The sequence below is a fragment of the Agromyces sp. 3263 genome, assembly GCF_031456545.1.
In the GTDB taxonomy this organism is placed as follows: domain Bacteria; phylum Actinomycetota; class Actinomycetes; order Actinomycetales; family Microbacteriaceae; genus Agromyces.
This window is the reverse complement of record NZ_JAVDUV010000002.1, coordinates 128,901-143,543: the sequence shown is the minus strand read 5'-3', so window position 1 is coordinate 143,543 and position 14,643 is coordinate 128,901. Positions and strand designations below refer to the sequence as shown.

Sequence of the window (14,643 nt, the reverse complement as noted above, 5' to 3'; positions counted from 1 at the left end):
CTACGGGCCGGGTCCGACGTCGCCCCGCTCGGCCCAGACGTCGAAGCCGCCCTCGGCGGCGGCGATCGTGATGGTGCCCGAACGGTCGGTCCGCACCACCGAGGTGCCCTCGTCGCCGAGGATCCCCAGCAGCCGATCGGTGGGATGCCCGTACCCGTTGTCGAGGCCGACCCCGATCACGCCGATCGTGGCATGCAGGCGCTCGTACAGTGACGCGCTCTGGTCGGCGGATCCATGGTGCGCGACCTTCACGAGGTCGACCACCCCGAGGTCCGCCGACCGGAGGAGCCGGTCCTGCGCCCCCTCCCCGAGGTCGCCCAGGAAGACCCCGCGGAACGCCGGCGCATCGACCTCGACGACGACGCTCGCGTCGTTGCCGGGCGCCGCGCGCGCCAACGGCCAGAGCACGCGCCACTGGGCGTCGCCGAGCACGCCGCGGTGGCCGGCGACGACCTCGGCCGAGTCGGCTCCGCCCCGCACGAGCGGATCGAGCACGCGGTCGCTGCGGTCGCCGTCGAGCGGGCCGTGGACGACCGTGCCGACGCGCCCCACGACCGCCTCCGATCCCCCGACATGATCGGCATCCCAGTGCGTCAGCACGAGCAGGTCGATGCGGTCCACCCCGAGAAGCACGAGGCAACGCGCCAGGGCAGCCGGATCGGGCCCGGTGTCGACGAGCGCGGTCGCCTCCGCGGAGCGGATGAGCACCGCATCGCCCTGGCCGACGTCGCATGCGGCAACATCCCAGCGGGCCGGCCGCGTTGAAGCCGACACGACGGGCGCGCCGAACGACACGCCGACGGGCACCGCCAACCCGATCGCGAGGAGCGCGACGCCGGCCGCACGCAGTCGTGGGCGTGATGGCGGCGCGAACGTAACGGCGAGGGCGAGTGCGGTGCAGGCGGTGAGCAGGGCCGCGCCCGGGGCATCCGGAAGCCAGGCGAGGCGGCCGCCCGGAAGTCCGGCGGTGCCGTGCGCGACGAGGGCGATCCACGTGGCCGGGACCCACGCGACCTGCAGGAACGCCGCGCCGACGGAGGGCAGGACCGGCAGGACGAGGCATCCGAGGAGCCCGACGACGGTCGCGACCGGGGCCGCCGGCGCGGCGAGCAGGTTCGCGGGCACGCCGTAGACGGCGATGGCCGGGTCGAGCAGCACGAGGATGGGCTGGCAGGCGAGCTGCGCGGCGACCGGCACGGCCAGCACCAGGGCGAGCGGTCGTGGCATCAGGCGGCCGAGGACGACGGCCAGCGGCGCCGCGAGGAGCAGGAGTCCGGCCGTCGCGGCCGCCGACAGCGCGAAGCCGTAGTCGCGTGCCAGCCAGGGATCGAACACGAGCAGTCCGACCACCGCGACCGACAATGCGGCGACGCCGCCGCCCGGGCGTCCGGACGCGATGGCGATGAGCACGACGACCGCCATCGCCCCGGCTCGCACGACGCTCGGCTGCGGCGTCACGAGCACGATGAACCCCGCGAGGGCGACCAGCGCGAGCGCGACGCGCACGCCGCGACGCAGCCCGCACGCCGCCGCGAGGGCGAAGGCGGCAGCCGTGATGATGGCGCAGTTCGCGCCCGAGACCGCGGTGAGGTGGCTGAGCGAACTCGCCTTCATCGCTGCGTCGAGCTCGACGCCGACCGCGGCGGTGTCGCCGATGGCGAGTCCGGGCACGAGCGCGCCGCCGTCGCCGCCGAGGGCGGTCGACGCGGTCGCGAGCCCCGATCGGAGCGCCACGGCCCAGCCGAGCCACGGCGGCGGTGCGATCACACGCGCGTCGCCGGTCGGCCGGAGCTGGAAGCCGTGCTGCTCCGCGCCGGGCAGGACCACCACTCGTGTGGGGAAGGAGACGCGGGTGCCGAGTGAGAGCTCCTCCCCGCGGAGCTCCAGCATCACGGTCGAGGACACGGTCGGAACCTCGACGCCGTCCACGCCGATGACCTGGGCGTCGACCCGGAAGGTCGGAGCGGCTGCATCGCCCGATGACGCCCACGGCGGCGCCCGCACCGGCCGGGGGCCGGAAGCCACCTCGATCAGGACGTCGACGACGACGTGGGCATCGGCGGCCGCGGCAAGCGGCGACTCGGCGCGCCGTTCCAGCGCGAGCGCCGCCGACGTCGCGACGAGCCCCATCGCGGTCGAGGCGATGAGCGCCGCAGTGAGCACGGCCCGGAGCGCGTGGGCGGCCGACGACCCGCGTCGAGCCCCGGTCAGGGCGAGTACGGCGACCGCGAGGATCACGCCGGCCGCCCAGGCGAGCCGAGCGACGACGGCCGGATCGACCCCGACGTCGGGCGACGCGACGGCGCACCAGGCAGCCAGCCATGCGGCGCCGGCTGGCGGCAGGAGCCTCAGGTCGCGCACGTCAGAGCGCGACCTTGTCGGCGAGGCCGGAGAAGACCGCGTCGCCGATGCCGGCCACGTCGAGGAGCTGGTCGACGCTCGTGAACGGACCGTTCGCAGCGCGCCAGTCGATGATGCGCTGGGCCAGCGCAGGCCCGATCCTGGGCAGGGTGTCGAGGGCCGCCACATCGGCGGTGTTCAGGTGCACGAGGCCGTCGGCCGGCCCGCCGCCCGTCGCGCTCGCCGCCCCCGTGCCGCCCGGGGCGGACGGAGGTGGAACCTGGCCGACCGCGAAGACCACGAGCTGCTCGCCGTCAGCCACCGGCCGGGCCAGATTGACGCCGGCGGGGTCGGCATCGGGGGTGAAGCCGCCCGCCGCGGCCACGGCGTCGACGACGCGGTCGCCGGGGTGCAGCTCGACGAGCCCGGGGCGCACGACGGCTCCGAGCACGTGCACGAGCACGGGGGTCGTCTCGACCCCGACGGCGGTCGATGCCCGTGCGGAGCCCGACGCCGACCCCGACGCCGGCCCCGACCCATCGCCGGCACCCGGCCCGCCCGTCGCCACGACGCGTTCCTGCATGCCGCCGCCGCTCGCGACGAACGACATGAGCGCTGCCGCGGCGACCGCCGCGATGAAGAGCACCACCGCCGCGCCGATGGCCACCCGCGCGCGCGGCGTCGCGCGTCGGGCGGCCGGGTCGAGTGCGTCGAACGGGTGGTCTCGGCTCGCGGGCATGCCCGCACGCTACGAGGGCGACCGCATCATCCGGTCGTGCAGCGCTCCAGCCCCGCAGCGCTCAGCGAGGCCGACCGCTGTCGAGGAGGAGTCGGCAGGTCAGCCGCGCGTCGCGATGTTCACGAGCCGGGGGGCGCGCACGATGACGTTGACGATCTCGCGCTCGCCGACGGCGCGAGCCACGGCGGCCGACGCACGCGCGAGCGCCTCAAGCTCGTCGGCCGCGATCTTCGGCGACACCTCGAGCCGGTCGCGCACCTTGCCGTCGACCTGCACGATCGCGGTGACCGACTCCTCGACGAGGAGCGCCGGATCGGCCTTGCGCCACGGCACGAGCGCCACGCTCGGCTGGTAGCCGAGCCGCTCCCACATGTCCTCGGCGGTGTACGGAGCGAACAGGTCGAGGATCATGGCCGTCACCTCGGCGGCCTCGCGCACGGCGGCGTCGGCAGGACCGGCGCCCGAGTCGATGACCTTGCGGGTCGCGTTGACGAGCTCCATCAGGCGCGCCACGACGACGTTGAACTTGAACGCCTCGACCAAGCCGGGCGCGTCCGCCAGCAGACGATGCGTCAGCCGGCGGAGCCCGGCGTCGCCCGTCTTCCACTCGACGTCCGGGGTGGACGAGACCTCGCCCGAGATGCGCCAGGCGCGGGCGAGGAACTTCGCCGCCCCGACGGGCGAGACATCCGCCCAGTCGATGTCGTCCTCGGGGGGCCCGGCGAACGCCAACGTCACGCGCAGCGCGTCGGCGCCGTGCGCGCCCAGTTCGCTCGCGAACTCGACCAGGTTGCCCTTCGACTTCGACATCTTCGTGCCGTCCATGATGACCATGCCCTGGTTCAGCAGGGAGGTGAACGGCTCGGTGAAGCTCAGGTACCCGAGGTCGAAGAGCACCTTGGTGATGAAGCGGGAGTAGAGCAGGTGCAGGATGGCGTGCTCGACGCCGCCGACGTACTGGTCGACCGGCAGCCACTTCTCGGCTTCTGCCATGTCGAACGGCTTCGTGTCGTCGTTCGGGTTGAGGTAACGCAGGTAGTACCACGAGCTGTCGACGAACGTGTCCATCGTGTCGGAGTCGCGACGGGCCGCCCCGCCGCAGTTCGGGCAGGCGACGTTCACCCAGTCCTCGGCCGCGCCGAGCGGGCTGGTGCCCTTCGGCTTGAGGTCGAGGCCGGCGGCATCGGGCAGGCGCACGGGCAGGTCGCTCTCGGGCACCGGGACCTCGCCGCACTCGGCGCAGTGGATGATCGGGATGGGCGTGCCCCAGTACCGCTGGCGTGAGATGAGCCAATCGCGGAGGCGGAAGTTCTTCGCGGCGCGGCCGGTTCCGCGCTGCTCGAGCACCTCGATGATGCGGCGGATCGCGTTCGACTTCGAGAGCCCGTCGAGCGGACCCGAGTTGATGAGGCGCCCTTCTCCGGCGAGGGCGATGCCGGTCGAGGCGGGGTCGACGGCGGGCAGGTCGTCGGGCAGGATCGGCTCGCCCTGCTCGTCGAGGTGGATCACCGGGATGACCCCCGTGACTGGAGCGTTCGTGTCGACCACCACGCGCACGGGCAGGTCGAACGCGCGTGCGAAGTCGAGGTCGCGCTGGTCGTGCGCGGGCACGGCCATGATCGCGCCGTGCCCGTAGTCGGCCAGCACGTAGTCGGCGGCCCAGATGGGCAGGCGCTCGCCGTTCACCGGGTTCACGGCGTACCGCTCGAGGAACACGCCGGTCTTGGGCCGTTCGGTGGACAGACGGTCGATGTCGCTCTCGCCCCGCACCGAGTCGAGGTAATCCTGGAACCGGCCGCGCACCGCGTCGGACGCCCCCGACGCGAGCTCGGCGGCGAGCTCCGAGTCGGGTGCGACGACCATGAACGTGGCGCCGTACAACGTGTCGGGGCGCGTCGTGAACACCGTCACCCGCTCGTCGCGGCCCTCGATCTCGAAGTCCACGTCGGCACCCGACGACCGGCCGATCCAGTTGCGCTGCATCGTGACGACCTTCGACGGCCACGAGCCCTCGAGCTGATTCAGGTCGTCGAGGAGGCGGTCGGCGTAGTCGGTGACGCGGAAGTACCACTGCGTGAGCGCCTTCTTCGTCACGATGAAGCCGCAGCGCTCGCAGTGCCCGTCGACCACCTGCTCGTTGGCGAGCACGGTCTGGTCGTTGGGGCACCAGTTCACGAGACCGGCCTTGCGGTACGCGATGCCCTTCTCGTAGAGCTTCAGGAACAGCCACTGGTTCCACTTGTAGTACTCGGGATCGCTGGTGTGCAGCTCGCGCGACCAGTCGAACGACGGCGCGTACTGGCGGAAGGAGCGCTTCTGCTGCTCGATGTTGTCGTAGGTCCAGCCGCGCGGGTCGATGCCGCGCTTGATGGCCGCGTTCTCGGCGGGCAGGCCGAACGAGTCCCAGCCGACGGGGTGCAGCACGTCGAAGCCCTGATGGCGCCAGTACCGCGCGACCGTGTCGCCGTAGCCGAACGCCTCGGCGTGGCCCATGTGCAGGTCGCCGGACGGGTAGGGGAACATGTCGAGGATGTACTTGCGCGGCTTGGTCTCGCCGGGGCGGCCTGCGCGGAACGGCTGGAGTTCGTCCCACACGGGAAGCCACTTCGCCTGGATCGCGGCGAAGTCGTAGGCGCCGGTCTCGGCGTCGGCGGGGGCGGGGTCGTGATCGTGTGCCACGTGACTCTCAATCGTGTGTGTGCTGCGGGGGGATCGCTCCGCACATCGTGCTGCGGGCGCGCCGGAACGCGACGCACCGAACCTTTAGCCTACTCACTCCGTGGGAGTGGACGCCCCGAGCAGGACGGCGAGCAGCGCCCGCGCCTTGACGCGCGTCTCCTCGATCTCCTCGGCCGCGACGGAGAGCGCCGTGATGCCGCCGCCGGTGCCGATGCTCGCGCCCGACGGCGTCAGCACGATGGAGCGGATGACCATCGCGAGGTCGGCGGTGCCGTCGATGCCGAGGTAGCCGAACGTGCCCGAGTACACGCCCCGCGGGCCCGCTTCGAGCTCGTGCAGGATCGACATGGCGCTCCGCTTCGGGGCGCCCGTCATCGAGCCGGCGGGGAAGGCCGCCCGCACGACGTCGAGCGCGGTGAGCGGATGCCGCAGCCGAGCCTGCACGGTCGAGACGAGCTGGTGCACGTGGGCGTACTCCTCGACCTCGAGCAGGCTCGTCACCGTGACGGTGCCGAGTTCGGCGACGCGACCGAGGTCGTTGCGCATGAGGTCGACGATCATGAGGTTCTCGGCGCGTTCCTTGTCACTGGCGAGCAGCTCCCGGCGCAGCTCGTCGTCGCGTCGCGGATCGGCTCCCCGCGGACGGGTGCCCTTCATCGGCTTCGTCGAGACGATCCCGTCGGCGTCCACGTGCAGGAACAGCTCGGGCGAGGCGCTGAGCAGGGCGACGTCGTCGAACCGGAGGTACCCGCCGTGGTGGCTGGGGCTCGATTCCCGCAGCGCGAGATAGGTCGCCGCCGCGTCGGGCCGGGCGTCGACGTCGACGCGGTTCGTGAGGCACAGCTGGTAGGCATCGCCGCGCACGATCGCGGCCTGGCATGCGGCGATGAGCTGCGCGTATCGGTCGGGGTCGTGTCGCCAGCGCACGCTCGCGGCATGCGCGACCGGCGCGCTGCCCGACGACGGTCCGGACGCCGCAGGCAGCGCATCGAGCTCCGCGGCGAGGTGCGCAGCCCACGCCGCACCTGCGTCGGCGGTCTCGGTGCCGTCGTCGGCGATCCAGGCGAGCCGCACGGTGCGCGCGGCGTGATCGAACACGATGGCGCGGTCGATGAAGAGGAACGCGGCATCCGGAGTGTCGGCCCTCGACGCCGGCACGTCGTTCAGGCTCGCGCCGAGTTCGTAGCCGAACCACCCGAACCAGCCCAGCGGTCCCGCTTCGCCCGCATGCACCCCGGCCACGTCCACCCTGCCGGGCAGCCGTTCCCCGAGCACGTCGAACACCGACCCGGGCGAGGTCGCGCCGCTGGGCGCCGGCCCGAGCGGCGTCGACCGGGTGACGGTGCCGGCCGCGGCATCCGCCGTCACGAACACGCTGCCGGCGTGCGCCGTCGCGATCACGCTGATGCCGGTGATGGCATCGGCGCCGCCGTCGAGCCACACCGCGTACGGGGCATCCGCGTACCGTGCGCGGAAGACCGCCTCGGGGTCGCGCCACGCGGCGAGCGGGCGGGTGCGGATGCGACGCGGCATCCCCTCAGCCTATGGCTCGCGCGCGGCTCCCCCGGAGTTGGCGACGAGCGGCCCCGGACCGCGAGAGGTCTCGATCGCGCGACCGTCGCAGAGCTCGATCGTGCGATCGACGAGGCGCTCATCGACCGCGCCGTGCGAGATCACGACGACCGTGCGGCCCGATCGCCCCGCGGCGTCGGTCAGGTCGCGCAGCAGCGCATCGGCACGTGCCGGGTCGACGCTCGCGGTCGGCTCGTCGAGCACCAGGATCGGGAAGTCGGCGAGCATCGCCCTCGCGAGCGCGAGTCGTTGCGCCTGTCCGCCCGACACGAGGGCGCCGCGCTCCCCCACCCGCGCGCCGAGGCCGCCGCGCTCATCGAGCCACTCCCGCAGGCCCACCCGATCGAGCACGTCGAGCAGGTCGTCGTCGGTCGCGGTGTCGCGGGCGAACAGCAGGTTCTGGCGCACGTCCTCGTCGAAGAGCCACGGTCGCTGCTCGACGAGGCCCACCAGGCGGCGTACGCCCGCGGGTTCCAGCTCGGATGCCTCGACGCCGCCGATCCGGTACGACCCCCGGTACGCGAGGAACCGCACGAGCACATGCGCGAGCGTCGTCTTCCCCGCGCCCGAGGCGCCGCGCACGAGCAGCCGCTCTCCCGGTGCGATCGTCAGGTCGAGCCCATCGAGCGCAGCGGCACCGGCGGATGCCGCGGCCGGCTCGTCGCCCGGCCCGGACCGCTCCTCCACCGCGGGCCAGCCGGCCCGGAGGCCGCGCAGCTCGATCGCCGGGGGCGACATCTCAGGCGCCGCGAGGGGATGCAGGGGCGGCGCGGGCACCTCAGGAGGCACGGTGGCGGGAACCGCGTGCGCCACCCGCTCGGCGCTCGCCCTGCTGAGGCGCCGTGCGGTCACCGCCAGCGGGACGGCTCCGGCGACCTCGGCGATGGCGAGCGGCACGAGGCACAGCACCGCGAAGGTCGGTCCGTCGATGCGGCCGCCTTCCAGCAGTGGTGCGGCGGCGACGAGGCTCGCGGCGACCGCGATCCCTCCCACGGCCGACATGGCCGCGGAGGCCGCTCCGGTCGCAGCTGCCCTGGCGCGCGTCGCCCTCGCGAGCCGCTCGCCGAGCTGCTCGATCCGCCGGCGTCCCGCTCCTGCGGCGTCGAACGCGATGAGCACGTCGAGCGCCCGCACGTGCTCGACCACGGCGGCCTGGAGCTCGCCGCGCAGCGGGGCGAGGTCGCGTTCCGCGAGCCGCGCCCCGCCCCGCTGCACGAGGAGCGTCGTCCCGATGCCCGCCACGAGGCATCCGAGCACCGCCAGCGCCGACGCCGGGGCGAGGAACGCGATCCCCGCCACTGCGACGGCGAGCACGACGAGGGCGCTCACCAGCGGCTGCACCACGCGGAGCGGCACGTTCTGCAGCTCGTCGACGTCGTCGACGAACCGGGCGAGGAGATCGCCGCGCCGGCTGGACGCGAGCGCGTCGGGCGCGAGGGGCAGCATCCGTTCGAAGATGCCGGCCCTGATGGAGGCGAGCTGTCGGAAGGACGCGTCGTGGCCGGTGAGCCGCTCGAGGTAGCGGAAGGCGGCGCGTCCGAGGGCGAAGGCGCGCACGCCGACGATGCCGAGCGAGAGGTAGAGCACGGGCGGCTGCTCGGCCGCGCGGGCGATGAGCCACGCCGAGCAGGCGAGCAGCGCGACGCTCGACGCCGCCGACGCGATGCCCAGGAGGATGGCCGGGAGCAGCCGTCGCGGGGGCGGCACGGCCCGGCGCAGCATGGCGCGCGTCGCGGCGGCGGTGTCCGACGACGATCCGCGCCCGATCGCGGCCGGGTGCAGGTCGGAGGCCGCGTCACGCATACGCCACCGCCAGGTCGATGGTGCGATCGGCAGCCTCGGCCAGTGCCGACCGATGCGTGGTCACGAGCACGACCCGGCCGTCCCGGGCGAGCTCGCGGAGGTGCTCGCCCAGGGCCGCCTCGCGGTCGGGATCCTGCGCGGAGGCGGGCTCGTCGAGCAGCAGCAGTCGGCCGTTGCGGGCGAGGAGGCGATGGATCGCCCGCGCGGTCGCGACTCGTTGCGCCTGGCCACCCGAGAGGCCGCCGCCGTCGGGCCCGAGCACGCGGTCGGGGTCCAGTTCCACGCCGGCCAGCCCGAGCGCGCGCCCGAGCAGTCGCCGATCGGCGTCCTCGTCGCCCAGTCGCACGTTCTCGGCGATGGATCCCGCGAGGAGCGTCGGCGCCTGCCCCGCCCACGCGATCCCCGATCGGTCGCCGTCCAGCCGTCGCCCGTCGAGTCGCACGTATCCGCCGGCGTCCGCGAAGCCCAGGAGCGCGGCGAGGAGGCTCGACTTGCCCGATCCGCTCTCCCCCGTGACCGCGACGAACTCGCCGGGCCGGACTGCGAGGTGGAACCCGTCGAGCACCGGCCGGTCGCCACGCCGCACGCGGAGATCGTCGATGACGAGCCCGCGATCGTCGGTGCCGACGGAAGCGTCGTCGACGTCCCGCCGCGACGGCTCGGCCACCGCGCGAGGGTCAGCCGGCCGCTCGGCCGCGGTCAGGAGGTCGAACGCGTCGCCCGACGCCGCGACCCCTGCCGACGACGCGTGGAAGGCCGCGCCGACGTTGCGCAGCGGCAGGAAGACCTCGGGTGCGAGCACGAGCACGAAGAGGCCGGGCGCCAGGGTGAGGTCGCCGGCGACGAGCCGCAGCCCGATCGACACGGCGACGATCGCGACCGAGAGGCTCGCGGCGAACTCGAGGGTGAACCCGGAGAGGAAGGTGATCCGCAGCACCGTCATCGTGCGCCGGCGGTAGTCGTCGGTGACCGCACGGATCCGCTCGACCTGGCGATCGGCGCGGCCGAAGAGGATGAGCGTCGACAGCCCGCCGACCACCTCGAGGAACCCCCGTGAGAGCGAGGCGAGACTCTCCCACTGCCGGCGTTGCACGGCGCCGGTCGCCATGCCGATGAGCGCCATGAAGACCGGGATGAGCGGCAGCACGATGACGAGCACGAGGCCCGACAGCGGGTCGGCGACCCACACGGCCACGACGCAGGCGGAGGTCGCGACCACGGTCAGCACGAGCTGCGGCAGGTAGCGACCGAAGTACTCGTCGAGTGCCTCGAGGCCCGGCCCGAGCAGCGTGGCGATGCGCGACGTCGGGAACCCCGGGACGCCACTCGGCCGTGTCTCGAGCGCGCCGAGCAGGTCGCCTCGCAGTTCCGCCTTCACCCGCATCGCGCCGGCCGAGCCCACGACGTCCCAGCCCCAGGCGCCGACGGCCCGGGCGGATGCCGCGACGACGAGGATCCCGATGAGCGGCGACGCCTGCGGCATCCGCATGCCGTCGATGAGGCCGGCCACCAGCGACGAGAGCGCCCAGGCGAAGGCGATGATGGCGGAGGCCTGCACCGCCGCGAGCAGCGCGCCGGCGAGGAGGAACCGCCGCGCGGCACGCGACCGGCGGATGAGACGGGGATCGAGGGGCTTCACGCGCTCAGTGCACCGCTGCCTCGATGCCGGCACGCGTCACGCGCTTCCGGAACACCCAGTACGTCCACCCCTGGTAGGCCAGCACCAGCGGGAGGGCGACGAGGGCCAGCCAGCTCATGACGGTGAGCGTGTAGTCCGTGCTCGACGCATTGGCCACCGTGAGGCTGTTCGCCGGGTCGTTCGAGGCGGGCATCACGTCGGGGAAGAGCGACGCGAAGAGCGCGAACACCGCCGCCGCGATCGTCACGGCGAGCATCGTGAACGCCACGCCTTCCGCACGGCGGCGGTTGGCCAGCCACCCCGCGATGAGGGCGACGGCCGCGACCGCCGCCAGGATCCAGAACCACGGCGTGCCCGACGCGAGGCCGGTCCAGAGCAGGAAGACCGCGGCGACCACGATCGTCGCGACACCCGAGCGCCCGGCGAGCCGGCGTGCGCGCTCCCGCAGGTCGCCCTCGGTCTTGAGCGACACGAACACGACGCCGTGGGTGAAGAAGAGCAGCAACGTGGTGAGCCCGCCGAGGAGCGCGTAGGGATTGAGCAGGTCGAACAGCGTGCCCGTGTAGTTGTGGTCGGCGTCGAGCGGCACGCCCTGCACGATGTTCGCGAAGGCCACGCCCCAGAGGAACGCGGGCACCGCCGACCCGACGACGATCATGCCGTCGAACCACGCCTTCCACCTCGACTCGGGCCGCTGGTGGCGGTACTCGAACGAGACCCCGCGCGCGATGAGCGCGAGGAGGATGAGCAGCAGCGCGAGGTAGAAGCCCGAGAACAACGTGGCGTACCACTCGGGGAAGGCCGCGAACAACGACGCCCCCGCCACGATCACCCACGTCTCGTTGAGGTCCCACACCGGACCGATCGTGTTGATGAGCACGCGCCGGTCGGTGTCGTCCCTGCCGAGGAACGGGAGCGACATGCCCACCCCGAAGTCGAAGCCGTCGAGCACGAAGTAGCCGACGAAGAGGAAGCCGACGATCCAGAACCAGAGCACCGAGAGATCCATGGTCACGTCCTCCTAGTACACCGTGGCGGCGGGTTCGATGCGGCCCGACTCGGGATCGGGCTCGCCGACCTCGGGCGGACCCTTCCGGATGGCCCGGATCACCAGGCGCACCTCGACGACCGCGAGCGCGCCGTAGATCAGGGTGAAGGCGACGAGGGAGATGAGCACCTCGAGGCCCGTCACATTCGGCGACACAGCCGAGGCGGTCGGGAGCAGGCTGAAGACGATCCACGGCTGCCGGCCCATCTCGGTGAAGATCCAGCCGACGATCATGGCCCCGAGCGAGAGCGGGAAGCTCCAGATCGCCGCCTTCCAGATCCACGGATGCCGCGGCATCCGCCCCTTGCGGGTGAGCCACAGGCCGACGACGGCGACGAGCACGTGGAGCATGCCGAGCCCGATCATCCAGCGGAACGCCCAGTAGGTGATCCAGATGATCGGCGAGTAGTCGCCGGGACCGTAGAGCGCCGTGTACTCGGCCTGTAGGTCGTTGATGCCCTCGACACAGCCGTCGAACGTATGCGTCGAGAGGAATGAGAGGAGGTACGGCACGCGGATCGAGAAGAGCTCGGTGCTGCCGTCGGGCGTGCCGAGGGTGAACAGCGAGAAGGAGGCGTCCGCGCCGCAGACCGTGTCGTAGGTGGCCTCGGCGGCGGCCATCTTCATCGGCTGCGTCGCGACCATCGCGAGGCTGAGCTGGTCGCCGAACAACGTGGTGAGGATGCCGGCACCGACCATGACCCAGAGGCCGAACTTCAGCGCGGGGCGCATGGTGTCGAGGTGCTGGTTGCGCGACAGGTGCCAGGCGGCGGCGCTGATGATGAGTCCCGCGGCCACCATGAAGCTGGCGGCGATCGTGTGCGGGAATGCCGCGAGGGCGACCGGGTTGGCGAGCAGTGCCCAGATGTCGACGAGCTCGGCCCTCGCCTTGTCCGCGTTCATCTCGTAGCCGACCGGATTCTGCATGAACGCGTTCGCCGCGATGATGAAGTACGCCGAGAGGATCGAGCCGATCGCGGTCGCCCAGATCGTCGCGAGGTGCAGGCCGCGTGGCAGCTTGTCCCACCCGAAGATCCAGAGGCCGATGAAGGTGGCTTCGAAGAAGAACGCGAGCAGGCCCTCCATCGCGAGGGGCGCCCCGAACACGTCGCCGACGAAGCGCGAGTACTCCGACCAGTTCATGCCGAACTGGAACTCCTGCACGATGCCCGTGACCACGCCCATGGCGAAGTTGATGAGGAAGATCGACCCGAAGAAGCGGGTGATGCGGAGGTACTCCGCCTTGCCGGTGCGGTACCACGCGGTCTGGAAGACGGCGGCGGTGCTGGCGAGGCCGATCGTGAGTGGAACGAAGAGGAAGTGGTAGACGGTGGTGAGGCCGAACTGCCAACGAGCGAGCAGCAGCGGGTCGAGCAGTTCGTTCACGGATGCCCCTTCCCAGTCGTTCCGCCATGTGTACTACATGACGTAGAACATCCTTCTACACAGCGTAGAACAATTCGGGTGAAGCGGGTAGTCTGGAGCCATGGCGAGTCTCGGCGAGTTGGAACGCTCCGTGATGGAGGTGCTCTGGACGAGCGACGTCGCGCTCACGGCGAACGAGATGCGCGACGCGCTCGCGCTGCGCGACGACGCCGCGCGCATGGTCGCCACGACCACGGTGCTGACCGTCCTCTCGCGGCTCGAGCGCAAGGGGTTCGTGTCGCGCTCCCGGGACATGCGGCCGCACCGCTATCGCGCGCTGCTCAGTCGTGAGGAGCACACCGCCGAGCTCATGCACGAGGTGCTCGACCGTTCCGCCGACCGCGACGCCGCCCTCGCCCGCTTCGTCGGCACCGCCAGCGCGGGCGAAGCGGCCACCCTCCGTCGCCTGCTCGACGAGCTCGCGCGCCACTGACCATGCTCGCCGTCTCGGCGGTGCTCGGCGCCCTCGCGCTCGCCCTGGCGTGGCCGGTGCCGGTCGTCCTCGCCCGTGCCAACTGGCCGTCGCGCGCACCCGCGGCCGCGCTCGCCCTCTGGCAGGCCATCGCCCTCGCCGGGGGGCTGTCGATGATCGGATGCCTCCTCGCATTCGGTGCCGCACCGGCCGGCTCCCTGCCGGCAGCGGTCGCGGCGCTCGCCCCGTATCTGCTCACCGGACCCCTCCCCGCCGGCTTCGGCGTCGCCGAGGTCGCCGCCCTCACCCTCGCGGTGGCCATCGCCCTGCTGCTGACCCTCAACCTGGCGCTCACCGCGGTGCGCGCCGAACGGGAGCGGCGACGGCAGCACCAGCTCATCGACCTGCTCAGCCACCCGATGCCCGGCGACCCCCGCACGCGCGTGCTCGCGCACCCGGTGCCGCTCGCGTACTGCGTCCCGGGCATCCGAACCGCGACCGTGCTCACCGACGGGCTCATCGACGCGCTCGCGCCCGACGAGCTGGCAGCCGTGATCGCCCATGAGCGCACCCACCTCGATCAGCTCCACCACCTCGTGCGCCTCTCGTTCCGCGCCTGGCACAGCGCGATCCCCTGGTTCCCGATCGCGAACCGCGCGGAGCACGCCGTCATCACCCTCACCGAGATGCTCGCCGACGACGGCGCCCGGCGGACCGTCGGCACGGCATCCCTCCGCGGGGCCCTCGAACGCGTCGGTGACGCCGGCGAGTCCGGCGCATCCCTCGACGGCGCATCGGGCGCCGACACCGACGCCGCGATGCTCGCCGCGCGCCTGCGTCGACTGGACGAGCCGGGCTCGTCTCCGGTCGCCGACCCCCGCGGAGCCCGCGCGGCGGCGCTTGCGGCATCCGCGGTCCTCGTGGCGGTCCCCCTTGTGGGGTACGCCGTGATCCTCGGAATCGTCCCCTAGTCTGACGCGCTCCCC

Annotated in this window: 10 protein-coding genes; 2 read left to right on the top strand and 8 right to left on the bottom strand. The window is 72.7% G+C overall.

Annotated elements, in window-relative coordinates; all coding sequences use genetic code 11:
* The 8 genes from J2X63_RS13840 to J2X63_RS13805 form a co-directional block, all read right to left on the bottom strand.
* Positions 1-2,361 (bottom strand): ComEC/Rec2 family competence protein, encoded by a 2,361-nt coding sequence (locus tag J2X63_RS13840; protein ID WP_309978236.1) that lies wholly within the window; start codon positions 2,359-2,361, stop codon positions 1-3.
* A gap of 1 nt (position 2,362) precedes the next feature.
* Positions 2,363-3,079, bottom strand: coding sequence for a ComEA family DNA-binding protein (locus J2X63_RS13835; RefSeq protein WP_309978234.1), 717 nt, complete (start codon positions 3,077-3,079; stop codon positions 2,363-2,365).
* Positions 3,080-3,178: 99 nt separating this feature from the next.
* Positions 3,179-5,758 (bottom strand): leucine--tRNA ligase, encoded by a 2,580-nt coding sequence (gene leuS, locus J2X63_RS13830; RefSeq protein ID WP_309978232.1) that lies wholly within the window; start codon positions 5,756-5,758, stop codon positions 3,179-3,181.
* 93 nt (positions 5,759-5,851) lie between these two features.
* Positions 5,852-7,291 carry an aminodeoxychorismate synthase component I gene (gene pabB, locus J2X63_RS13825; RefSeq protein ID WP_309978229.1) on the bottom strand — a complete coding sequence of 480 codons (1,440 nt, stop codon included), beginning with the start codon at positions 7,289-7,291 and terminating at the stop codon, positions 5,852-5,854.
* A gap of 9 nt (positions 7,292-7,300) precedes the next feature.
* On the bottom strand, positions 7,301-9,133 hold the full coding sequence (cydC, locus tag J2X63_RS13820; RefSeq protein ID WP_309978227.1) for a thiol reductant ABC exporter subunit CydC: 1,833 nt from the start codon (positions 9,131-9,133) through the stop codon (positions 7,301-7,303).
* Positions 9,126-10,772 (bottom strand): thiol reductant ABC exporter subunit CydD, encoded by a 1,647-nt coding sequence (cydD, locus tag J2X63_RS13815; protein WP_309978225.1) that lies wholly within the window; start codon positions 10,770-10,772, stop codon positions 9,126-9,128. The genes cydC and cydD overlap by 8 nt, the downstream gene beginning before the upstream one ends.
* 4 nt (positions 10,773-10,776) lie before the next feature.
* Entirely contained in the window at positions 10,777-11,781 is a 1,005-nt protein-coding gene (gene cydB / locus J2X63_RS13810; protein WP_309978223.1) for a cytochrome d ubiquinol oxidase subunit II, read from the bottom strand.
* Positions 11,782-11,793: 12 nt separating this feature from the next.
* A complete protein-coding gene (locus J2X63_RS13805) occupies positions 11,794-13,206 on the bottom strand; it encodes a cytochrome ubiquinol oxidase subunit I (protein ID WP_309978221.1) in 1,413 nt (470 codons plus the stop codon).
* Positions 13,207-13,306: 100 nt separating this feature from the next.
* Between J2X63_RS13805 and J2X63_RS13800 the strand changes: the two genes are divergently transcribed.
* Both J2X63_RS13800 and J2X63_RS13795 read left to right on the top strand, forming a co-directional pair.
* The gene (locus J2X63_RS13800) at positions 13,307-13,678 is read left to right on the top strand and encodes a BlaI/MecI/CopY family transcriptional regulator (RefSeq protein WP_159602317.1); all 372 of its coding nucleotides are present in this window, start codon (positions 13,307-13,309) and stop codon (positions 13,676-13,678) included.
* Between the two features lie 2 nt (positions 13,679-13,680).
* Positions 13,681-14,628, top strand: a complete 948-nt coding sequence (locus tag J2X63_RS13795; RefSeq protein ID WP_309978217.1) for a M56 family metallopeptidase — start codon at positions 13,681-13,683, stop codon at positions 14,626-14,628.
* Positions 14,629-14,643: the final 15 nt, after the last annotated feature.